Origin of the sequence: Klebsiella sp. NPDC088457 (assembly GCF_044900465.1) — a bacterium.
Classification (GTDB): Bacteria; Pseudomonadota; Gammaproteobacteria; order Enterobacterales; family Enterobacteriaceae; genus Klebsiella.
In genome coordinates this window covers 1-22,215 of sequence record NZ_JBJDNH010000060.1, presented here as the reverse complement: position 1 = coordinate 22,215, position 22,215 = coordinate 1, and the positions used below count along the sequence as shown (strand labels likewise).

General features: G+C 58.3%; 22 protein-coding genes. 13 read left to right on the top strand and 9 right to left on the bottom strand.

Annotation, left to right across the window (positions count from 1 at the left end; all coding sequences use genetic code 11):
* Nucleotides 1–53: 53 nt before the first annotated feature.
* From ulaD to araD, 3 genes are read left to right on the top strand one after another with little or no spacing between them, the layout of a single operon-like run.
* Complete coding sequence (ulaD, locus tag ACI2JR_RS25475; RefSeq protein ID WP_462479772.1) at nucleotides 54–716, top strand: 3-keto-L-gulonate-6-phosphate decarboxylase UlaD; 663 nt, start codon at nucleotides 54–56, stop codon at nucleotides 714–716.
* A complete protein-coding gene (locus ACI2JR_RS25470; protein ID WP_132729318.1) occupies nucleotides 709–1,569 on the top strand; it encodes an L-ribulose-5-phosphate 3-epimerase in 861 nt (286 codons plus the stop codon). The genes ulaD and ACI2JR_RS25470 overlap by 8 nt, the downstream gene beginning before the upstream one ends.
* The gene (araD, locus tag ACI2JR_RS25465) at nucleotides 1,563–2,258 is read left to right on the top strand and encodes an L-ribulose-5-phosphate 4-epimerase (protein WP_132729317.1); all 696 of its coding nucleotides are present in this window, start codon (nucleotides 1,563–1,565) and stop codon (nucleotides 2,256–2,258) included. The genes ACI2JR_RS25470 and araD overlap by 7 nt, the downstream gene beginning before the upstream one ends.
* Nucleotides 2,259–2,381: 123 nt before the next feature.
* Here the strand turns inward: araD and selB are convergent, their stop codons facing one another.
* The 3 genes from selB to ACI2JR_RS25450 form a co-directional block, all read right to left on the bottom strand.
* Nucleotides 2,382–4,235 (bottom strand): selenocysteine-specific translation elongation factor, encoded by a 1,854-nt coding sequence (selB, locus tag ACI2JR_RS25460; RefSeq protein WP_462479771.1) that lies wholly within the window; start codon nucleotides 4,233–4,235, stop codon nucleotides 2,382–2,384.
* Nucleotides 4,232–5,620, bottom strand: a complete 1,389-nt coding sequence (gene selA, locus ACI2JR_RS25455) for an L-seryl-tRNA(Sec) selenium transferase (protein WP_132729315.1) — start codon at nucleotides 5,618–5,620, stop codon at nucleotides 4,232–4,234. Before selA ends, selB begins: the two co-directional genes overlap by 4 nt.
* Nucleotides 5,621–5,725: 105 nt before the next feature.
* Nucleotides 5,726–6,334, bottom strand: coding sequence for a glutathione S-transferase (locus ACI2JR_RS25450; protein WP_462479770.1), 609 nt, complete (start codon nucleotides 6,332–6,334; stop codon nucleotides 5,726–5,728).
* A gap of 498 nt (nucleotides 6,335–6,832) precedes the next feature.
* Here ACI2JR_RS25450 and ACI2JR_RS25445 point away from each other — a divergent pair, with 498 nt between their 5' ends.
* The 3 genes from ACI2JR_RS25445 (at nucleotide 6,833) to mtlR (ending at nucleotide 10,634) form a co-directional block, all read left to right on the top strand.
* Nucleotides 6,833–8,749 carry a PTS mannitol transporter subunit IICBA gene (locus tag ACI2JR_RS25445; RefSeq protein ID WP_132729313.1) on the top strand — a complete coding sequence of 639 codons (1,917 nt, stop codon included), beginning with the start codon at nucleotides 6,833–6,835 and terminating at the stop codon, nucleotides 8,747–8,749.
* A 140-nt stretch (nucleotides 8,750–8,889) separates the two neighbouring features.
* Nucleotides 8,890–10,038, top strand: coding sequence for a mannitol-1-phosphate 5-dehydrogenase (gene mtlD, locus ACI2JR_RS25440; RefSeq protein ID WP_462479769.1), 1,149 nt, complete (start codon nucleotides 8,890–8,892; stop codon nucleotides 10,036–10,038).
* Nucleotides 10,035–10,634: a mannitol operon repressor MtlR gene (mtlR, locus tag ACI2JR_RS25435; protein WP_462479768.1), complete on the top strand. Its 600-nt coding sequence runs from the start codon at nucleotides 10,035–10,037 to the stop codon at nucleotides 10,632–10,634. Before mtlD ends, mtlR begins: the two co-directional genes overlap by 4 nt.
* Here mtlR and ACI2JR_RS25430 read toward each other — a convergent pair.
* Complete coding sequence (locus ACI2JR_RS25430) at nucleotides 10,623–10,847, bottom strand: hypothetical protein (RefSeq protein ID WP_032690288.1); 225 nt, start codon at nucleotides 10,845–10,847, stop codon at nucleotides 10,623–10,625. The genes mtlR and ACI2JR_RS25430 overlap by 12 nt on opposite strands.
* Nucleotides 10,848–11,122: 275 nt before the next feature.
* Between ACI2JR_RS25430 and ACI2JR_RS25425 the strand changes: the two genes are divergently transcribed.
* From ACI2JR_RS25425 to trmL, 5 genes are all read left to right on the top strand, one after another.
* Nucleotides 11,123–11,485: a YibL family ribosome-associated protein gene (locus tag ACI2JR_RS25425; protein ID WP_132729310.1), complete on the top strand. Its 363-nt coding sequence runs from the start codon at nucleotides 11,123–11,125 to the stop codon at nucleotides 11,483–11,485.
* Between the two features lie 260 nt (nucleotides 11,486–11,745).
* Nucleotides 11,746–13,401, top strand: coding sequence for an L-lactate permease (lldP, locus tag ACI2JR_RS25420; protein ID WP_462479767.1), 1,656 nt, complete (start codon nucleotides 11,746–11,748; stop codon nucleotides 13,399–13,401).
* Entirely contained in the window at nucleotides 13,398–14,171 is a 774-nt protein-coding gene (lldR, locus tag ACI2JR_RS25415) for a transcriptional regulator LldR (RefSeq protein WP_132729308.1), read from the top strand. The genes lldP and lldR overlap by 4 nt, the downstream gene beginning before the upstream one ends.
* Nucleotides 14,171–15,355 carry an FMN-dependent L-lactate dehydrogenase LldD gene (lldD, locus tag ACI2JR_RS25410; protein ID WP_132729482.1) on the top strand — a complete coding sequence of 395 codons (1,185 nt, stop codon included), beginning with the start codon at nucleotides 14,171–14,173 and terminating at the stop codon, nucleotides 15,353–15,355. Before lldR ends, lldD begins: the two co-directional genes overlap by 1 nt.
* A 93-nt stretch (nucleotides 15,356–15,448) precedes the next feature.
* The gene (trmL, locus tag ACI2JR_RS25405) at nucleotides 15,449–15,922 is read left to right on the top strand and encodes a tRNA (uridine(34)/cytosine(34)/5-carboxymethylaminomethyluridine(34)-2'-O)-methyltransferase TrmL (protein WP_132729307.1); all 474 of its coding nucleotides are present in this window, start codon (nucleotides 15,449–15,451) and stop codon (nucleotides 15,920–15,922) included.
* Nucleotides 15,923–15,996: 74 nt separating this feature from the next.
* Here the strand turns inward: trmL and cysE are convergent, their stop codons facing one another.
* The 5 genes from cysE to ACI2JR_RS25380 form a co-directional block, all read right to left on the bottom strand.
* Complete coding sequence (gene cysE / locus ACI2JR_RS25400) at nucleotides 15,997–16,818, bottom strand: serine O-acetyltransferase (RefSeq protein ID WP_132729306.1); 822 nt, start codon at nucleotides 16,816–16,818, stop codon at nucleotides 15,997–15,999.
* A gap of 80 nt (nucleotides 16,819–16,898) precedes the next feature.
* On the bottom strand, nucleotides 16,899–17,915 hold the full coding sequence (gpsA, locus tag ACI2JR_RS25395; protein ID WP_132729305.1) for an NAD(P)H-dependent glycerol-3-phosphate dehydrogenase: 1,017 nt from the start codon (nucleotides 17,913–17,915) through the stop codon (nucleotides 16,899–16,901).
* Complete coding sequence (gene secB / locus ACI2JR_RS25390; protein WP_004868904.1) at nucleotides 17,915–18,382, bottom strand: protein-export chaperone SecB; 468 nt, start codon at nucleotides 18,380–18,382, stop codon at nucleotides 17,915–17,917. Before secB ends, gpsA begins: the two co-directional genes overlap by 1 nt.
* Before the next feature lie 58 nt (nucleotides 18,383–18,440).
* Nucleotides 18,441–18,692, bottom strand: coding sequence for a glutaredoxin 3 (grxC, locus tag ACI2JR_RS25385; protein WP_123757127.1), 252 nt, complete (start codon nucleotides 18,690–18,692; stop codon nucleotides 18,441–18,443).
* A gap of 108 nt (nucleotides 18,693–18,800) precedes the next feature.
* Complete coding sequence (locus ACI2JR_RS25380) at nucleotides 18,801–19,232, bottom strand: rhodanese-like domain-containing protein (protein ID WP_132729304.1); 432 nt, start codon at nucleotides 19,230–19,232, stop codon at nucleotides 18,801–18,803.
* A gap of 245 nt (nucleotides 19,233–19,477) precedes the next feature.
* On the opposite strand from ACI2JR_RS25380, the gene gpmM reads away from it, so the two are divergent.
* Nucleotides 19,478–21,022, top strand: a complete 1,545-nt coding sequence (gpmM, locus tag ACI2JR_RS25375; RefSeq protein ID WP_462479766.1) for a 2,3-bisphosphoglycerate-independent phosphoglycerate mutase — start codon at nucleotides 19,478–19,480, stop codon at nucleotides 21,020–21,022.
* A gap of 9 nt (nucleotides 21,023–21,031) precedes the next feature.
* The coding region (gene envC, locus ACI2JR_RS25370) for a murein hydrolase activator EnvC (protein WP_462479765.1) at nucleotides 21,032–22,215 on the top strand (1,184 nt) is incomplete at its 3' end.

The following is a 22,215-nucleotide window of genomic DNA, read 5'->3' as shown; positions in this document are numbered from 1 at the left end:
GATTTGATTGAAGCACTACAGGGCTATCACGCCCGTATTAAGGAGCACGCATTATGAGCCAACCATTACTGCAACTGGCGCTCGACCACACCAGCCTTCAGGCAGCGCAACGTGATGTCGCCCTGCTACAGGCGCACGTCGATATCATCGAGGCGGGTACCATCCTCTGTTTAACCGAAGGGCTTAGCGCGGTTAAAGCCCTGCGCGCCCAGTGTCCGGAGAAGATCATCGTCGCCGACTGGAAAGTCGCTGATGCCGGTGAAACGCTGGCGCAGCAGGCATTTTCCGCCGGCGCCAACTGGATGACCATTATCTGTGCCGCGCCGCTCGCCACGGTAGAGAAAGGTCACGCCGTTGCGCAATCCTGCGGGGGCGAAATTCAGATAGAGCTGTTTGGCAACTGGACGCTGGATGACGCCCGCGCCTGGTACCGTACCGGCGTCCATCAGGCGATTTACCATCGCGGACGCGATGCCCAGGCCAGCGGGCAGCAGTGGGGGGATGCGGATCTGGCGCGCATGAAGGCGCTTTCCGATATCGGTCTGGAGCTGTCGATCACCGGCGGCATTATCCCGGAGGATCTGCCGCTGTTCAAAGATATCAATGTGAAAGCATTTATTGCCGGACGCGCGCTGGCAGATGCGCCCCATCCGGCGCGAGCCGCCGCCGGGTTTCACGCACAAATCGATGCCATCTGGGGAGTACACCATGCGTAATCATCCGTTAGGCATTTATGAGAAAGCGTTGGCGAAAGATCTCAGTTGGCCGGAGCGACTGGTGCTGGCGAAAAGCTGCGGTTTTGATTTTGTTGAAATGTCGGTGGATGAGACCGACGAACGCCTGTCGCGCCTGGACTGGAGTCCCGCACAACGCGCATCGCTGGTAACCGCCATGCTGGAAACTGGCGTTTCGATCCCATCAATGTGCCTGTCCGCCCACCGCCGTTTCCCTTTTGGCAGCCGCGACCGGGCAATACGCGAGCGGGCGCGTGAGATTATGACCAAATCTATTCGTCTGGCACGCGATCTGGGCATCCGTACGATCCAGCTGGCAGGGTATGACGTCTATTACGAGGAGCACGACGAAGGCACTCAACAGCGTTTTGCCGAGGGACTGGCGTGGGCGGTGGAGCAAGCCGCGGCCGCGCAGGTGATGCTGGCGGTAGAAATCATGGATACCGCCTTTATGAACTCCATCAGCAAATGGAAAAAATGGGATGCAATGCTTTCATCGCCGTGGTTCACCGTCTATCCGGATGTGGGCAACCTTAGCGCCTGGGGGAATGACGTCACCGCCGAACTGAAGCTGGGTATCGACCGCATCGCCGCGATCCACCTCAAAGACACCCAGCCTGTCACGGCACAAAGCCCCGGACAATTTCGCGACGTGCCGTTTGGCGAAGGATGTGTCGACTTTGTCGGTATTTTTAAAACGCTACACCAACTGAACTACCGCGGCTCATTTCTGATTGAAATGTGGACCGAGAAAGCCAGTGAGCCGGTTCTGGAAATTATCCAGGCACGACGTTGGATTGAAGCGCGTATGCAGGAAGGAGGATTCACATGTTAGAACAGCTAAAAGCCGAGGTGCTAGCGGCCAACCTGGCGCTCCCGGAACATCGACTGGTGACGTTTACCTGGGGTAACGTCAGCGCAGTAGACGAAACACGCAGGCTGATGGTGATCAAGCCTTCCGGCGTCGAGTATACGGTAATGACCGCTGACGATATGGTGGTGGTGGATATTGCCAGCGGTAAAGTGGTGGAAGGGAGTAAAAAACCCTCCTCCGATACCCCAACCCATCTGGCGTTATACCGCCGCTATCCGCAAATCGGCGGGATCGTCCATACCCATTCCCGCCATGCGACAATCTGGTCACAGGCGGGACTCGATCTCCCCGCATGGGGCACCACACACGCCGACTATTTTTACGGTGCTATCCCCTGTACTCGCCTGATGACGCCAGCGGAAATTCAGGGTGAATATGAATATCAAACCGGCGAGGTGATCATTAAAACCTTTGAAGAACGGGGCCTCGACCCGCAGCAGGTACCCGCGGTGCTGGTTCATTCGCATGGGCCGTTTGCCTGGGGGAAAGATGCCGCTGATGCGGTACACAACGCCGTAGTACTGGAAGAGTGCGCCTACATGGGGCTATTCTCCCGCCAGCTGACTCCGCGACTGCCGGACATGCAGCCAGAATTGCTCGATAAGCATTATCTGCGCAAGCATGGGAAAAATGCCTACTACGGGCAATAATCGCCCGTAGCCTCGTGAGGAACAAACGCATACGCCAATCCGCCGGGTGCGCAATAACGAGCGGGGCTAATGGGCAGTACGGTCACGTACTGCCCGGGCCCGACGAGGCCGTGTTGCGTCTTATCACGCGCTGTCTTTGTCGGGGAACAGCAGGCCATCGCGCAGCAGATGATCATTTCCACGACGGCGGGTAAAACCAATCCGGTCGAAGTACTCGAGGATTTGAATCGCCAGCTTACGCCCGACGTTCAGCGTATCGCGGAAGTCTGCCGCGCAGGTTGAACCGCGCAGCTGGTCCAGCTCGCGGATCATTCTGGCAAACGCCACGATCCGATCGTTACGGTAATAACGATCTTTGACGATCGCAGTAATCATGCCCTGCTGCGCCGCCTGGCGCAGTACCGCGCGCATCAACGACTCTTCGACGCCGGCCTCTTTCGCCAGATCGCGCACCCACCAGGGCTCATCGGCAAACAGCCCGGCAACCTGTAGCCAGATGGCCTGCTGCTCATCGGTAAAAGCCGCCTTGTGTTCCGGCAGATGGAGCCAGCCGTGATGACTGAGGATCGTCCCGCTGGCGCGCATCTGCTCGATCAGCAGTAGCACCAACGCCTCGTCCTCCATCGGCAGCGCAATACGCCGCAGCCGTTCACGGCCCGGCCCCGGCTCATCGCGATGCCGATCGTGATAGCGTGACAGCGCATCGAGTAATTTGCCCTGCCAGCAAGCCGCCAGCGGCGCGCTGAGCACGCTATTACCGGCCTGCAGATAACCGGCCTTGCCGATCAATGTCGCGAGACCGTCTTCGCTCAGCTGGCGCGCCCAGGCAAATTCACTCAGGCGCACCGCATCGCGTTGCAGATGCGTCTCCAGCGCCAGGGCATCATCGGTAGCCGTCGCCAGGGCATGTAGCCACTGCAGATACGCCGCTTTACGTTTACCGCGACGCGGCGGGTTCAGCGTCAATACGCGAGCCCCCGCCAGGGTGACGCGAGCGGAGATATCGCGCAGCACCAGACGATCGTTATCCGCCAGCCACAGCGGGGTATCCAGCACCAGCTCGGCGAAATTGCCCTCCAGCAACGAGACGCGCCCGGTAATATGGCTGGCCGCATGATGGATATGTAATGACTGCCATTGCGTCAGCGGCGTATGGCATTGCAGTTCAACAATCACCCGCTCCGACGGTTCGGGAGGTTGCGCAGATAACAGCCAGTCGCCGCGGCTCAGCGCCTCTTTTTGCGCATCGCCGACGATATTCAGCGCGATGCGTTGCCCGGCCCAGGCCTGATCTACCGGCTGATTTTGCGCATGCAGACCGCGCACGCGCATCGGCTTGTCGACGCCGGTCAGCCACAGCGTCTCCCCCACCTTCACTTCACCGCTGAGCGCGGTACCGGTGACCACCAGACCCGCCCCTTTGACGGTAAAAGCGCGATCGATAGCCAGACGAAAGCGCTGATGCTGCGGATGCGCACGTTCAGGCAACTGCAGCAGATGGTCACGCAGCTCGCCAATCCCGCGGTTTTCCGTCGCCGCAGTGGCAAACAGCGTGACATCGGTAAAACCCAATTCGGCCAGCGCCGCTTCAACATCGGCATGGACCTCGCTCACCCGCGCCGTATCGACGCGATCGGTTTTCGTTAGCGCCACCGTCAGCGACGGGTTTCCCGTCAGCTGCAGGATCGCCAGATGCTCGCGGGTCTGCGCCATTACGCCATCATCGCAGGCCACCACCAGCAGCGCATGGTCAATCCCCCCTACGCCTGCCAGCATATTAGACAAAAACTTTTCATGGCCGGGCACGTCGATAAACCCCAGCACGCGACCGTCGGGCTGCGGCCAGTAGGCGTACCCCAGATCGATGGTCATGCCGCGCGATTTCTCTTCCGGCAGCCGGTCGGCATTCACGCCGGTGAGCGCCTGCAACAGCGTGGTTTTACCATGGTCAACGTGTCCGGCGGTGGCAATAATCATTGTAATAACATCTCCATAAACCGGGATTCATCTTCAAGACAGCGCAAGTCCAGCCACAGACGCCCATCGTAAATACGTCCGATAATCGGGATCGTCAGCCCACGCCAGCGGGCCGCCAGCGCCTCCAGCTGACTGCCACGACCATCGCGCGGCGTAAAGGTCAGCGCCGCTCCCGGCAGCCGGTCAACCGGTAAGGAACCGCTGCCGATCTGCGACTGACACGGCTCAACCCGGACATCAAACTCTGCGTAATGGGCGGCCAGCGGCGGCTGCAGACGCGTCGCCTGCGCGTGAATCGCCTCGGCCGTACGGGTCAGCAGACGCAGGGTCGGCAGGCGCTCGGCCAGCGTTTCCGGGTGCAGATACAGGCGCAAAGTGGCTTCCAGCGCCGCCAGCGTCATTTTATCGGCGCGCAGCGCACGCTTAAGCGGATGCTGCTGCAGACGGGCAATCATCGCTTTCTCACCGACGATAATCCCCGCCTGCGGACCGCCCAGCAGCTTATCTCCGGAGAAGCTCACCAGGCTGACGCCCGCGGCGATCATCTCCTGCGGCATCGGCTCTTTCGGCAGGCCGTACTCGCTCAAATCAACCAGCGAACCGCTGCCCAGATCGACCACCACCGGAATACCTGACTCGCGGCCAATCGCCGCCAGCTCCGCCTCATCCACCGCTTTGGTGAAGCCCTCAATGCTGTAGTTGCTGGTGTGGACCTTCATCAACAGTCCGGTATGGTCATTCACGGCCTGGCGATAATCTTTGGCGTGGGTGCGGTTGGTGGTGCCGACTTCGTGCAGGAGGCAGCCCGCCTGGCGCATCACATCGGGGATCCGGAACGCGCCGCCGATCTCCACCAGCTCGCCGCGCGAGAGCACCACTTCTTTACCGTTGGCCGTTGCCGCCAGCATCAACAGCACCGCCGCCGCGTTGTTGTTAACGATGCAGGCATCTTCAGCACCGGTGATACGGCACAGCAGCTCCGCCAGCGCCCGATCGCGATGCCCCCGCCCGCCATCATCCAGGCTGTACTCGAGCGTCACCGGCGCGCGCATCGCCTGCGCTACCGCGTCAACCGCCGCTTCAGCCTGAATCGCGCGTCCCAGGTTAGTGTGCAACACCGTCCCGGTCAGATTAAAAACCGGACGCAGTGCGCTGTGCCGGGTCTGCGCCAGGCGCCGCCCGGTTTCCGCGGGCCAGTCGTCGCACCAGGCCGGTAGCGCCTGAATCTGGCGAATGTGCTGCCGGGCTTCATCAAGCATCTGGCGCAGCAGCGCCACCACCTGGGCGTGACCATATTGGGCCAACACAGCAGAAAAAGCGGGGTCGCGGAGCAAACGATCGGTGGCCGGAAGCCGGGTATAAAGCGCACGAATATCGGTAGTCATGAATGGACCTGGCGGTAAGTTATTTTCCCCCCTCCCGACGGGAGAGGGAGTCAACAATCAGCGGCGATTGTAACGCCTCCGGGCGGAAACTGTTACCGGCCTGGGTCAAGTCCTTGGCGGTTCTGTACGGGCAAAGCTGGGACGCTGAAAGAGCGACTCAACCAGTTTGATCAGCTGAGGGCGCGTCGCACACCAGCCTGGCGCCACGCGGCGAAAGTTGAGATAAGCAATCGCGCAGGCCGCGGAAATCGTCGCCAGGTTGACCTCACCGGGGCGCAGGCTACCGTTGACAATATTCGCCTCCAGCGCATCCAGGCCGCGGGCCACCTTCTCACGCTGGCGCAGCAGTTCGCCTTCCGACTGCTGCGCCGCCGGACGAGCCTTTTCACGCACCAGCGCCTGCGCCGCTTCCATCACGCCGTCGGCCAGCGCTTCGAACTGACGCACTTTCAGCGCCGCTTTCGCCTCGGACGGCACCATCGCCGGCGTGACATCAAGCAGTTCAAGATATTGGGCAATGACTGGCGAGCCGTACCAGCATTCGCCGTCGTCGGTGACCAGCGCCGGCACTTTACCAAGCGGGTTAAATTTCGCGACACCGTTGACATCGTTGTAGGGGAACTCGTTAACAAACTCGAAAGGAATCTCTTTTTCCAGCAGGATGACGGAAATTTTGCGCACAAAGGGACTGGTATAGCTGCCGATCAGTTTCATTGCCTGCTCCTTTTGCCAACAAAAAGGTAAGTATGGTTCAGGCGCAGGCAAAAGGCAGAGGAGAGTTCACCGCGCAGAGGGTCGTATAAGTATTCACGATGTCGGCCAGCAAGCGGAGCATATCGCGCGGCAGAACCTGCCGGAGATCACATGTGGAAAAATCAGCTGAAATATTTTGTGATTAACATCACATATAAATAATTAATATCGGTCACAATTTTGTGACGTTTATCACACAAAACAGCATTAAAGGCGCGAATCTCTCCAGATGGAGGCTCTTTGCACAATTGTTTTGTGATGCAGATCACTATATTTACCCACCAACCACCTACATTTACGTGACATATATCACAAAAAATCCCGCTGACTGGACAGTTTAACGATTCAGTGCCAGATTTCGCATTATCAATCAGGGTCCGGCTACCTCTGCCGCCACATTAACAACAAGCCTCAGGCTTTTAGCCTACGCGATAAGCAAAACAGAAGAAGGGGTGTTTTATGTCATCCGATATCAAGATCAAGGTGCAAAGCTTTGGTCGATTCCTCAGCAATATGGTGATGCCGAATATAGGCGCGTTTATCGCGTGGGGTATCATCACCGCGCTATTCATTCCAACAGGGTGGTTGCCGAACGAAACGCTGGCGAAGCTGGTCGGCCCAATGATTACCTATCTGTTACCGCTGTTGATCGGTTATACCGGCGGTAAACTGATTGGCGGCGAGCGCGGCGGTGTCGTCGGCGCGATCACCACCATGGGCGTCATCGTCGGCGCGGACATGCCGATGTTCCTCGGCGCAATGATTGCCGGCCCTCTCGGCGGCTGGGCCATCAAACGCTTTGACGGCTGGGTCGACGGTAAGATCAAGTCCGGCTTTGAAATGCTGGTAAACAACTTCTCCGCCGGTATCATCGGGATGATCCTCGCGATTCTGGCCTTCCTCGGCATTGGCCCGGCGGTTGAAGTCCTGTCCAAAATTCTGGCGGCGGGCGTTAACTTCATGGTTGTCCATGACATGCTGCCGCTGGCGTCGATCTTTGTTGAACCGGCGAAAATCCTGTTCCTGAATAACGCCATCAACCACGGTATCTTCTCGCCGCTGGGTATCCAGCAGTCCCACGAACTGGGCAAATCAATCTTCTTCCTGATTGAAGCCAACCCGGGTCCGGGTATGGGCGTGCTGCTGGCGTACATGTTCTTTGGTCGCGGTAACGCCAAGCAGTCCGCTGGCGGCGCTGCAATCATCCACTTCCTGGGCGGTATCCACGAAATTTACTTCCCGTACGTGCTGATGAACCCGCGTCTGATTCTCGCGGTTATCCTCGGCGGTATGACCGGCGTATTCACCCTGACCATCCTCAACGGCGGTCTGGTTTCTCCGGCCTCTCCAGGCTCCATCCTGGCCGTACTGGCGATGACCCCGAAAGGTGCTTACTTCGCTAACATCGCCGCGATTGTCGCCGCAATGGCCGTCTCCTTCGTCGTCTCCGCCATTCTGCTGAAAACCAGCAAAGTGAAAGAAGAAGATGATATCGATGCCGCGACCCGTCGCATGCAGGATATGAAAGCAGAATCCAAAGGCGCAGCCACTCCGCTGGCCGCGGGTGATGTCGCTAACGACCTGAGCCACGTGCGCAAAATCATCGTCGCCTGTGACGCCGGTATGGGTTCCAGCGCCATGGGTGCCGGCGTGCTGCGTAAGAAAGTACAGGATGCCGGGCTGAGCAATATCTCCGTCACCAACTCGGCGATTAACAACCTGCCGCCGGATGTCGACCTGGTGATCACCCACCGTGATCTGACCGAGCGTGCGATGCGCCAGGTACCGCAGGCCCAGCATATTTCGCTGACCAACTTCCTCGACAGCGGCCTGTACACCAACCTGACCGAGCGTCTGGTGGCCGCACAGCGCCATACGGATAACGAAGAGAAGGTTCGCGGCAGCCTGAAAGACAGCTTCGATGCCCCGGACACCAACCTGTTCCAGCTGAGCGCGGAAAACATCTTCCTTGGACGCCAGGCGGCGAATAAAGAAGAGGCGATCCGCTTCGCCGGTGAGCAGCTGGTGAAAGGTGGTTACGTTGAGCCGGAATACGTGCAGGCGATGCTGGATCGTGAAAAACTGACCTCGACCTACCTGGGTGAGTCCATCGCGGTGCCACACGGTACCATTGAAGCAAAAGACCGCGTGCTCAAGACCGGTGTGGTCTTCTGTCAGTACCCACAAGGGGTGCGTTTCGGTGACGATGAAGATGACATTGCCCGCCTGGTCATTGGTATCGCCGCCCGCAACAACGAGCATATTCAGGTTATCACCAGCCTGACCAACGCGCTGGATGATGAATCCGTGATTGAACGTCTGACGCACACCACCAGCGTAGATGAAGTGCTGACTCTGCTGAAAGGCAATAAGTAAGCGTATCGCCCGGATCAGGCCTTCAGGCCATCATCCGGGGAAACCGTCCCTCTCTCCTCATTCGGGGAGAGAGGGTTCGGGTAAGGGCCCCACCCTCACCCGAACCCTCTCAGGTAAAAACATTAATGAAGGTTAATACTATGAATGCATTACATTTTGGCGCAGGTAATATCGGACGTGGCTTCATCGGCAAATTGCTGGCTGACGCCGGGATCGCCTTAACGTTCGCCGATGTCAATCAGGTGGTGCTTGATGCCCTGAATGCCCGTCATAGCTATCAGGTTCACGTCGTCGGCGAAAACGAGCAGGTGGACACCGTCTCCGGCGTTAGCGCCGTTAGCAGCATCGGCGAGGAAGTGATTGACCTGATTGCCAGCGTTGACCTGGTCACTACCGCCGTCGGTCCGGTCGTGCTGGAGCGCATCGCCCCGGCGATCGCCAAAGGGCTGGCGAAGCGTAAGGCGCAGGGTGTTGAAACCCCGCTGAACATTATCGCCTGCGAGAACATGGTGCGCGGCACCACGCAGCTGAAGGGCCACGTGTTTAACGCGCTGGCTGACGAAGACAAAGCCTGGGTCGAAGCCAACGTCGGCTTCGTTGATTCCGCCGTGGACCGTATCGTCCCGCCATCCGCCTCCGCGACCCACGACCCGCTGGAAGTGACGGTAGAAACCTTCAGCGAGTGGATCGTCGATAAAACCCAGTTCAAAGGCGCGCTGCCCGATATCCCAGGAATGGAATTAACTGACAACCTGATGGCATTTGTCGAGCGTAAGCTATTCACCTTAAACACCGGACATGCTATAACCGCCTACCTCGGAAAACTGGCGGGTCACCAGACGATTCGCGACGCGATTCTCGATGAGAAAATTCGCACCGTGGTTAAAGGGGCCATGGAAGAGAGCGGTGCGGTACTGATCAAACGCTACGGCTTTGATGCGCAGAAGCACGCTGCCTATATCCAGAAAATCCTTGGTCGTTTCGAGAACCCGTATCTGCAAGATGACGTTGAGCGCGTTGGCCGCCAGCCGCTGCGTAAGCTGAGCGCCGGCGATCGCCTGATCAAGCCGCTGCTGGGCACGCTGGAATACGCGCTGCCGCACACCAATCTGGTGAAGGGGATTGCGGCGGCGATGCACTTCCGCAGCGAAGAAGATCCGCAGGCGCAGGAGCTGGCGACGCTGATTGCAGAGAAAGGCCCACAGGCTGCGCTGGCACAGATTTCTGGTCTGGATGCAGCAAGCGCCGTGGTAGCGGAGGCCGTTAACGACTATAACGCCACCAAATGAGGCAAGATCTGGCGCGGCACGAACCGCGCCCATTACTACTCCTGTCAGATATGCAGGCAATAATGGAAGAAACACAGGCATTTGAAAACCGCGTGCTTGAGCGTCTGAATGCTGGCAAAACCGTACAAAGCTTCCTGATAGCGACCGTCGAATTACTCACGGAAGCGGTCAATATCCTGGTGCTTCAGGTATTCCGTAAAGATGACTACGCGGTGAAATACGCAGTGGAGCCCTTGCTGGATGGCGACGGCCCGCTGGGCGACCTTTCCGTACGCCTGAAGCTGATTTACGGCCTTGGGGTGATTAGCCGCGCCGAATATGAAGACGCCGAGCTGCTGATGGCCCTACGCGAAGAACTCAACCATGACGGAAATGAGTACAGTTTTACCGATGATGAGATTCTTGGCCCTTTCGGCGAGCTACATTGCGTGACGGCCCTGCCGCCGGCGCCACTGTTTGACGATAGCGACGAGGAGCTGCTGGCAATGCAGAAACTGCGCTACCAGCAGGTGGTACGTTCAACGATGATGCTTTCTCTGACTGAGCTGATTTCCCGAATCAGCTTAAAAAAAGCCTTCCAGAAATCAACGTTCTGATTCAGGTTCAGACTGATCGCAGGTTGGCCGGTAAAGCTGCCGGTAATACTCCAGCCGATTCAAAAATAACGCCTCTTTGTTCTGCGGAATCTCCGGTGGCACATGCTGCAAACGCGGGGATTTTTTCAAATACTCCATAAAAGCCTGGCTTGAAGCCATAAAATCAACCGTCTTGTCGATTATACGCGGTACGCCGTCACCGATTTTTGCCATCACGCCCTCCTCTTCTCGGGGATAATCCCGTAAAGAATTAGTCAAAAAAAGGCGCCGGGTTGAGGAAAACGTGCTCAATTTACGGCTGACTTCACAAAGATCAAATTCGGGGCACTCTTAGCAAGAATACTATTAACATTCATATCATTAGATTTTATTGACCCCGCAACTTCGGCGGATAAAACGGCGAGTTTTTGATAAATAACTACCCACAACAGACGTCACAGCACATACTATATGTCGTCAAAATCCCTTTATTAATAGATTAAGTCACCATGAAAGAAGTCGAAAAGAATGAAATCAAGCGTTTGAGCGACCGTCTCGACGCCATCCGCCACCAGCAGGCCGACCTGTCGCTGGTTGAAGCTGCGGATAAGTATGCCGAGCTGGAAAAAGAAAAAACCACCATCGAGGCCGAAATCATTCGCCTGCGCGAAGTTCAGGGTCAGAAGCTGAGTAAAGAAGCGCAGAAGCTGATGGGCCTGCCGCATCGCCGCGCGATCACGAAAAAAGAGCAGGCCGATCTGGGCAAGCTGAAAAAAAGCGTTCGCGGTCTGGTGATTGTGCACCCGATGACCGCCCTCGGTCGCGAAATGAACCTGAAAGAAATGACCGGTTTCTCTAAGACCGCGTTCTGATCTGCCTCCCCTCTCCGCCTGGAGAGGGGAGACTCTGCATCCCACTCTAATTGGCCCAACCACTTATCGCCTGGATCGTCCAGCGGTTCACATATCCATCATTTTTGGTCACAGACATATTGCCTGGCAATAACATTTAGTTAACCATTCGTTGTCGTTAATCCTACAACTGAATTTTGGCTGGGCCAGTTTTACAAAAGATGTGACCTGCAAGGAGCGCAGACTCAGCACCGCATCTTGATGGCCCGATGGAGACCTGCATGAACCTCTGGCAACAAAATTACGATCCGGCCGGTAATATCTGGCTCTCAAGTCTTATCGCATCGTTACCGATTCTGTTTTTCTTTTTTGCCCTGATTAAGCTCAAACTTAAAGGGTACATTGCAGCGACCTGGACCGTGGCGATTGCGCTGTCGGTCGCGCTGCTGTTCTATAAAATGCCGGTCGACCGCGCGCTGACCTCGGTAGTCTACGGCTTCTTTTACGGCCTGTGGCCTATCGCCTGGATTATTATCGCCGCGGTATTTGTCTACAAAATCTCGGTGAAAACCGGGCAGTTTGACATTATCCGCTCGTCGATTCTCTCGATTACCCCGGACCAGCGCCTGCAGATGCTGATCGTTGGCTTCTCCTTCGGGGCTTTCCTCGAAGGGGCGGCGGGCTTTGGCGCCCCGGTGGCCATCACCGCCGCGCTGCTGGTCGGACTGGGCTTTAACCCGCTGTATGCGGCAGGACTGTGCCTGATTGTTAACACCGCGCCGGTGGCCTTCGGCGCGATGGGGATCCCTATCCTCGTCGCCGGTCAGGTAACCGGTATCGATAGCTTCGCCATCGGCCAGATGGTCGGTCGCCAGCTACCGTTCCTGACCATTATCGTGCTGTTCTGGATTATGGCGATCATGGACGGCTGGCGTGGGATCAAAGAGACCTGGCCGGCGGTCATGGTTGCCGGCGGCTCCTTCGCCATCGCGCAGTACCTCAGTTCTAACTTCCTCGGCCCGGAACTGCCGGACATCATCTCCTCTCTGGTGTCGCTGGTCTGTCTGACGCTGTTCCTCAAACGCTGGCAGCCGGTGCGTATTTTCCGTTTCGGCGATATGGGCGCCGCCCAGGTCGATCAGACCCTCGCCCGCACCCATTACACCGCCGGGCAGGTGATTCGGGCATGGTCGCCGTTCCTGTTCCTGACCGCGACCGTCACCTTATGGAGCATCCCGCCATTTAAAGCGCTGTTTGCGCCGGGCGGGGCGATGTATGACTTCGTCATCAATATCTCCGTGCCGTTCCTTGATAAGATGGTCGCCCGCATGCCGCCGGTGGTGAGCGAGGCCACGCCGTACGCGGCGGTGTATAAGTTCGACTGGCTATCTGCCACCGGTACCGCCATCCTGTTCGCGGCTATACTGTCCGTAGTCTGGCTGCGCATGAAACCGAAAGATGCGCTGGTGACCTTTGGCAGCACGATGAAAGAGCTGGCCCTGCCGATTTACTCCATCGGTATGGTGCTGGCGTTCGCCTTTATCTCTAACTATTCCGGGCTGTCATCGACGCTGGCTCTCGCCCTGGCGCATACCGGCCATGCGTTTACCTTCTTCTCGCCGTTCCTCGGTTGGCTGGGGGTATTCCTGACCGGTTCGGATACATCGTCTAACGCGCTGTTCGCCGCGCTGCAGGCTACCGCGGCGCAGCAAATCGGCGTCTCCGATATCCTGCTGGTGGCGGCCAATACCACCGGTGGCGTGACCGGCAAAATGATTTCACCGCAGTCCATCGCCATCGCCTGTGCGGCGGTAGGCCTGGTCGGCAAAGAGTCGGATCTGTTCCGCTTTACCGTGAAACACAGCCTGATCTTTACCTGCATGGTTGGCGTCATCACCACCCTGCAGGCCTATGTCTTAACCTGGATGATCCCATGATAGTGATGCCCCGGCGCCTTGCAGACGATGTTGCCCGTCGTGTGCGGGCGCTGATTGAAGAACAAAAGCTGGAGGCGGGCATGCGTTTGCCCGCCGAGCGCCAGCTGGCCGCCCAGCTTGGCGTGTCGCGCAACTCGCTGCGCGAAGCGCTGGCGATGCTGGTTAACGAAGGCCTGTTGGTCAGCCGTCGCGGCGGCGGGACCTTTGTCCGCTGGCAGCATGAGGCGTGGTCAGAACAGAATATTGTGCAGCCGCTGAAGACCCTGCTCGCCGACGACCCCGATTACAGCTTTGATATTCTGGAAGCCCGCCACGCCATCGAAGCCAGTACCGCCTGGCATGCGGCGATGCGGGCCACCGATGCCGAAAAAGAGCGTATTCGCCTGTGCTTTGAAGCCACCCAGAGCGAGGACCCGGATCTGGCCTCCCAGGCCGACGTACGCTTCCACCTGGCAATCGCCGAAGCCTCACACAACGTGGTGCTCCTGCAAACCATGCGCGGTTTTTTCGACCTCTTACAGTCCTCGGTCAAACAGAGCCGCCAGCGGATGTACCTTGTCCCGCCGGTTTTCGCCCGCCTGACCGAACAGCACCAGGCCGTGATGGAGGCCATTTTCGCCGGCGATGCCGAAGGGGCGCGCCAGGCGATGATGGCGCACTTAGGCTTTGTGCACGCCACGATTAAACATTTTGATGAAGACCAGGCCCGCCAGGCGCGCATTACCCGCCTGCCCGGTGACCACCATGCAAATTCCAGGGAGAACCCGTGATGATTATTTCAGCCGCCAGCGACTATCGCGCAGCCGCCCAGCGCATCCTGCCGCCGTTCCTGTTCCACTATATCGACGGCGGCGCCTATGCCGAACATACGCTGCGCCGCAACGTCGCAGACCTGTCCGATGTGGCGTTACGCCAGCGGGTACTGAAGAATATGTCGGACCTGAGCCTGGAAACCACGCTGTTCAAAGAGAAGCTCTCCATGCCGGTGGCGCTGGCGCCGGTCGGCCTGTGCGGGATGTACGCCCGCCGTGGCGAAGTCCAGGCCGCAGGCGCGGCGGATGATAAAGGGATCCCGTTTACCCTCTCCACCGTTTCCGTCTGCCCGATTGAAGAGGTCGCCCCGACCATCAAGCGCCCGATGTGGTTCCAGCTGTACGTCCTGCGCGACCGCGGCTTTATGCGCAATGCGCTGGAACGCGCCAAAGCCGCCGGCTGTTCCACGCTGGTCTTTACCGTCGATATGCCGACGCCTGGCGCCCGCTATCGCGACGCGCATTCCGGGATGAGCGGCCCGAATGCCGCCATGCGCCGCTACTGGCAGGCGATGACCCACCCGCAGTGGGCGTGGGATGTCGGTTTAAACGGCCGCCCGCACGATCTCGGTAATATCTCCGCCTATCTCGGCAAGCCTACCGGGCTTGAGGATTACATCGGCTGGCTGGCGAATAACTTCGATCCATCTATTTCATGGAAAGACCTTGAGTGGATCCGCGAATTCTGGGACGGCCCGATGGTGATCAAAGGGATCCTCGATCCGCAGGATGCGCGCGACGCCGTACGCTTCGGCGCCGACGGGATCGTGGTTTCCAACCACGGCGGTCGCCAGCTCGACGGGGTGCTCTCCTCCGCCCGCGCCTTACCGGCGATCGCCGATGCGGTGAAAGGCGACATCACGATTCTCGCCGATAGCGGTATTCGCAACGGCCTGGACGTGGTGCGGATGATTGCCCTCGGCGCCGACAGCGTGCTGCTGGGTCGTGCCTATCTGTACGCGCTGGCCACCCACGGCAAGCAGGGCGTAGCCAACCTGCTGAATTTGATTGAGAAAGAGATGAAGGTGGCCATGACCCTGACCGGAACCAAAACCATCAGTGACATCAGCCGCGATTCGCTGGTGCAGAATGCCGACGCGCTGCACGCCTTCAATGCGCTTACGCAGGGCAACGCTGCGTAAGCCGCCCGCCCGGCGCTCTCCCACAGGGATGAGGGCCGGGCAAATATCTGCTATTCTGCCCGCGCGATTAAGAGCCTAATGAGACAGGGCAGCATGCTGAACATTGTACTATTCGAACCAGAGATCCCGCCAAATACCGGGAATATCATCCGCCTGTGCGCCAACACCGGTTTTAACCTGCATATTATCGAGCCGATGGGTTTCACCTGGGACGATAAGCGCCTGCGCCGCGCCGGGCTGGATTATCATGAATTCGCCGCCGTTCAGCGCCATCACGACTATGCCGCCTTCGTGGCAAGCGCCAGGCCACAGCGTCTGTTCGCTCTGACCACCAAAGGGACGCCGGCTCACAGCGCGGTCAGCTATCAGGACGGTGATTTTTTAATGTTCGGCCCGGAAACGCGCGGCCTGCCGGCCAGCATTCTTGATGCCCTGCCACCGCAGCAGAAAATCCGGATTCCGATGATGCCGGACAGCCGCAGTATGAACCTGTCAAATGCGGTGTCGGTGGTGGTGTATGAGGCCTGGCGCCAGCTGGGATACCCTGGCGCGGTATTGCGCAGTTAACCCGGGTTATTCCCGGATTGCGGCGCGTTGCGCCTGATCCGGGCTATGTCGGCAGCGCGCGGGATAACCCGATTCTAGATCCCGTCGCCGTACTCAAACGTATGGTGGATGCCGTTAAAGTGCTGATCCATATCCATCGCCGGCTTGTCGCTCTCTGGCTTACCGACGATACGCGCCGGCACCCCGGCCGCGGTGGTATGCGGCGGTACGGGCTGCAACACCACGGAACCGGCACCGATTTTGGCGCCGCGTCCAACTTCGATATTGCCGAGGATTTTCGCACCGGCGCCAATCATCACCCCTTCACGGATTTTCGGATGACGGTCGCCGCTGGTTTTACCGGTACCGCCGAGGGTCACCGATTGCAGAATCGAGACGTCGTCCTCAATCACCGCCGTTTCCCCGACAACAATACCGGTAGCGTGATCGAGCATGATCCCGCGGCCAATTTTCGCCGCCGGGTGAATATCGACCTGGAAGGAGACCGACACCTGGTTTTGCAGGAAAATCGCCAGCGCGCGGCGCCCCTGATTCCACAGCCAGTGGCCAATACGATAGGCCTGCAGCGCGTGGAAACCTTTCAGGTACAGCAGCGGCGTGGAGTATTTATCTACCGCCGGGTCGCGGGTGCGCACGGCCTGGATATCACAGGCGGCGGAGGCGATCATCTCCGGGTCAGCGGCATAGGCCTCTTCCACCACTTCACGAATGGCGATGGCGGGCATGATTGGAGAAGCCAGTTTGTTAGCCAGCATATAGCTCAGGGCGCTGCCCAGATTTTCGTGCTTGAGTAGCGTTGCGTGGTAGAAACTGGCGAGCATAGGCTCACAGTCGGCCAGAGCCCGGGCTTCGGCTTTAATATTATTCCAGACCATATCCAGTTCTTCACACGGCATTGCTGACTCCAGGCGATAGCATAATGACCGGCCAGTTCTACGCTGACCGGGTCATCGAGGTGACAAAGGTTCCTTTAAGATTAATTGCTGCGCTCGTCCTTGCGTGCACGGCCTAATAACGTCAATGCTGCCTCGCGCGCAATTTTTCCGCAATATAATACCTGATAAATTTCCTCGGTTATTGGCATTTCGACACCCAAACGCTGTGCCAGAACGCGAACTTCCCTGGTATTGCGGTAGCCTTCAACCACCTGACCGATCTTATCCTGCGCGCTTTGCACATCCATGCCCTCACCGAGCATCATGCCAAAACGGCGGTTACGCGATTGGTTATCGGTACAGGTCAGCACCAGATCGCCCAGCCCCGCCATCCCCATAAAGGTTTCCGGATCGGCGCCCAGCGCCGTCCCGAGGCGAGACATTTCAACCAGGCCGCGGGTAATCAGCGCCGTACGGGCATTGGCGCCAAAGCCGATACCGTCAGACATCCCGGCGCCGATGGCAATGACGTTTTTCACCGCCCCGCCGAGCTGAACGCCGATAAAGTCCGGGTTGATATAGACACGGAAGCTTTTGCCACAGTGCAGCAAGTGCTGCAGATCGTCGGCAAACTGCGGATCGGTTGACGCCAGAGAAATAGCCGTCGGCAACCCTGCCGCCAGTTCTTTGGCAAAGGTCGGGCCGGAAATCACCGCCAGCGGGATAGCATCGCCCAGCGCTTCACGCGCGACGTCCTGCAGCAAACGACCGGTCTCCGCTTCGAGGCCTTTGGTGGCCCAGACCAGCCGCGCATCAGGGCGCAGCAGCGGTTTAATCTGCCGCAGAACCTCGCCGAAGACATGGCTCGGCACCACGATCAGAATGTCGCGGCTGGCAGCCAGCGCGGCCGACAGGTCGCTTTCCAGGTGCAGCGTATCAGGGAACGGGACATCAGGAAGGAACGCGGCGTTGCAGCGATCGTGTTGCAGCGTCGCGATATGTTTCGGGTCATGGCCCCAGAGCACAACATGGTGGCCATTTCTTGCCAGGGTGATGGCAAGAGCGGTGCCGTATGAGCCGGCACCGATCACAGTCATTGCAGCATTAAGTGCGTTCATCAGGCATCCTGATGTTGTTCGGCACCTTCGCCAGCCTGCTGCTGCAGATAGTTCATAAACAGCGCATCGAAGTTCACTGGCGCAAGGTTCAGTTGCGGGAAGGTACCGCGGGAGACCAGGCTGGTAATGCACTCACGCGCATACGGGAACAGGATGTTCGGGCAGTATGCACCGAGGCAATGCGCCATCTGGTTGCCGTCAATGCCGTCGATGGAGAAGATACCGCCCTGCTGGACTTCGCACAGGAATGCCGTTTCTTCACCCAGCGCAGCGGTAACGGTTACGCGCAGCACCACTTCGTATACGCCTTCAGCCAGCTGGCTGGAAGCCGTATCCAGATCAAGTTTAACTTCCGGCTGCCAATCTTTCTGAAAAACTTGCGGCGCATTCGGCGCTTCAAAGGAAATATCCTTGGTATAGATACGCTGAATCTGGAAAGTCATTTCGGTGCTGTTTTGTTCTGACATAGTAAAACCCTTTCGTGTTGTCCTTAAATACGCCTACCCGGTCTGGGTAGACGCAAAATTAGCGCAGCAGGGGATCAAGTCCACCACGTGAATCAAGCGCATACAAGTCGTCACAGCCGCCAATGTGCTGCTCATCAATAAAAATCTGCGGAACCGTCGTCCGACCGCTGCGTTGAATCATCTCTTCACGCTTCGCGGCATTGCCATCGATCGGCAGTTCATTGAAGGTTACGCCTTTGCTGTTCAGCAGTGCTTTCGCGCGAACGCAGAACGGGCAGGTCGCTTTGGTGTAGATATCAATATTGGCCATGACTTTACTCCTGTTTTTTACCCTGGGAATGTTACATCGCAGACAGAGCGATCCCCCGGCGGCTGACCGCAAGGGGGACCCTGCTACGTCATACAGACGCGGGGTAAATTATTTGCCGCGTACCAGCGGAAGGTTTTCGCCGCTCCAGCCAGCGATGCCTTCTTTCAGTACAAAGACCTTCTCGAATCCGGCTTTGTTCAGCGAGCCGGCAGGCTCTTGCGCCTGCATACCGGAACCGTCTACCACTATAATGGGTTGCGCTTTGTGCTTTTCCAACTCACCGACGTTATTTGCCTTGATATCGCTCGGCAGCAGGTTGATGGAGCCGGCAATGTGGCCTTTACGGAAATCGTCGCGCTGACGCAGGTCGACGACCACGGCATCTTCTTTGTTGATCAGACGCGTCGCTTCACCACGGGTAATGACTTTAACTTTCGACATCAGCCCTTTAAAGGTGGTGAACAGTACCGCCACCAGCAGCGCGATCCACGCGATGCTCAGGACGGGATGACGGCCGACGAATTGCATAATTTCTTGCATGGGGGGTTACAACTCCCGACTAAGTGATAAAAAACCAGGGAAGGAGTATACCTGTGCATTGCGGCAAATACAGCCAGTGAGCGCGATGTAATGTATTTTCTGCGGTGCGTCACGAAAAAATCCTCTCCACGCCGCTTTCCCTCCCCCCTCTCCGCTCCCTTTCTTTGATCTTCAGCGGGGCTTTGATCGATTCAGCTGTAGTAAAATTACGCAAATTTTCTGTCTTTGAGCATGAGGTTGTTGCAATGTCGAATTCTAAAAAACCGATGGTACTGGTCATTCTGGATGGCTATGGCTATCGCGAAGAGCAGCAGGATAACGCGATCTATAGCGCGAAAACGCCCGTCATGGACGCATTGTGGGCACACCGTCCCCATACGCTGATCGATGCTTCTGGCCTTGAAGTCGGTCTGCCAGACCGCCAGATGGGTAACTCTGAAGTGGGCCACGTTAACCTCGGCGCCGGTCGTATCGTCTATCAGGATCTGACCCGTCTCGATGTCGAAATCAAAGAACGCACCTTCTTCGCCAACCCGGTACTGACCGCTGCAGTCGATAAAGCCGTTGCCGCGGGCAAAGCCGTGCATATCATGGGCCTGATGTCGCCTGGCGGCGTTCACAGCCACGAAGACCACATTATGGCGATGGTGGAGCTGGCCGCCGAACGCGGCGCGGAGAAAATCTACCTGCACGCCTTCCTCGATGGGCGTGACACGCCGCCGCGCAGCGCGGAAAGTTCGCTGGCCAAATTCGAAGAGAAATTTACCGCTCTCGGTAAAGGCCGCGTGGCCTCGATTATCGGCCGCTACTACGCCATGGATCGCGACAATCGTTGGGATCGCGTTGAGCAGGCGTATGACCTGATGACTCTGGCGCAGGGCGAGTTCCAGGCCGATACCGCCGTGGCGGGTCTGCAGGCCGCCTACGCTCGTGATGAGAATGACGAGTTCGTGAAAGCGACCGTGATTCGTGCCGCAGGCCAGGCCGATGCCGCCATGGAAGATGGCGATGCGCTGATTTTCATGAACTTCCGCGCCGACCGCGCCCGTGAAATCACCCGCGCCTTCGTGAATACCGATTTCGATGGCTTCGCGCGGAAGAAGGCGGTCAAACTCGACTTCGTGATGCTGACCGAATACGCCGCCGACATCAACGTCGCCTGCGCCTACCCGCCGGCCTCGCTGGTGAACACCTTCGGCGAGTGGATGGCGAAAAACGACAAAACCCAGCTGCGCATCTCCGAAACCGAGAAATACGCCCACGTCACCTTCTTCTTCAACGGCGGCGTTGAAGAGCCGTTCAGCGGCGAAGCGCGCATTCTGATCAACTCGCCGAAAGTCGCGACCTACGATCTGCAGCCGGAAATGAGCTCCGCCGAACTGACCGAAAAACTGGTGGCCGCGATCAAGGGCGGAGAGTACGACACCATTATCTGTAACTACCCGAACGGCGATATGGTCGGTCATACCGGCGTAATGGAAGCGGCGATTAAGGCCGTTGAAACGCTGGATAACTGCATCGATCGGGTCGCTAAAGCGGTAGAATCCGTCGGCGGTCAGCTGCTGATCACCGCCGATCACGGCAACGCGGAACAGATGCGCGATCCGGCCACTGGTCAGGCCCACACCGCTCACACCAACCTGCCGGTACCGCTGATCTACGTTGGCGACAAAAGCGTGAAAGTGGCCAAAGGCGGCAAGCTTTCCGACATCGCGCCAACCATGCTGTCGCTGATGGGAATGGAAATCCCGCAAGAGATGACTGGCAAGCCGCTGTTCATCGTGGAATAATCCTTCCCCATGAGGGGAAAGGCGACTTATTCAAATACATGGATCGCAACGGCAGTGCGATCCGTCCTTTACGCCAGCGCGCTCAGCGCTGGCGTATTGCTGTGCGCCGCACCCGCTCAGGCGGACGATCGCGACCAGCTTAAATCTATTCAGGCCGATATCGCCGCGAAACAGCGGGCGATACAGCAGCAGCAGCAACAGCGCGCCTCTCTGCTTGCTCAGCTTAAAGCGCAGGAGGAGGCCATCTCCGCCGCGGCCCGCACGCTGCGTGAAACCCAGAACACCCTGGCCCAGCTCAACAAGCAGATTGACGAGATGAACGCGTCTATCGCTAAGCTGGAACGTCAGCGCGCCTCCCAGGAGCGCAATCTGTCCGCCCAGCTCGATGCCGCGTTCCGTCAGGGGCCGCATACCGGGATGCAAATGATCCTCAGCGGCGAGGAAGGCGAGCGTAATCAGCGTATACAGGTCTACTACGGCTATCTCAACCAGGCCCGCCAGGAGACGATTGCCGAGCTAAAACAGACTCGCGAAGAGGTCACCGCGCAAAAGGCTGAGCTGGAAGAGAAACAGAGCCAGCAGCAGACGCTGGTTTACGAGCAGCGCGCGCAGCAGGCCAAACTTGAGCAGGCGCGCAACGAACGTAAGAAAACCCTTTCCGGTCTTGAATCCTCCATCCAGCAGGGCCAGCAGCAGCTGAGCGAAATGCGGGCCAACGAATCGCGCCTGCGCGGTCGTATCGCGCAAGCCGAAGCCGCCGCGAAAGCTCGCGCCGAGCGGGAAGCCCGCGAAGCGCAGGCCGTGCGCGATCGCCAGCAGGATGCCTCGCGTAAAGGGACCACCTACAAGCCCACCGAAAGCGAGCGTTCGCTGATGTCCCGTACCGGCGGGCTGGGCTCGCCACGGGGCCAGGCCTACTGGCCGGTACGCGGGACGTTGCTGCATCGTTATGGCGAACAGCTGCAAGGTGAACTACGTTGGAAAGGGATGGTTATCGCTGCGTCTGAAGGTACCGAGGTCAAGGCGATCGCCGATGGCCGGGTGATCCTCGCCGACTGGCTGCAGGGCTACGGCCTGGTGGTGGTCGTTGAACACGGTAAAGGCGATATGAGCCTTTACGGCTATAACCAAAGCGCGCTGGTCAGCGTCGGCACCCAGGTCCGGGCGGGCCAGCCGATAGCTCTCGTAGGCAG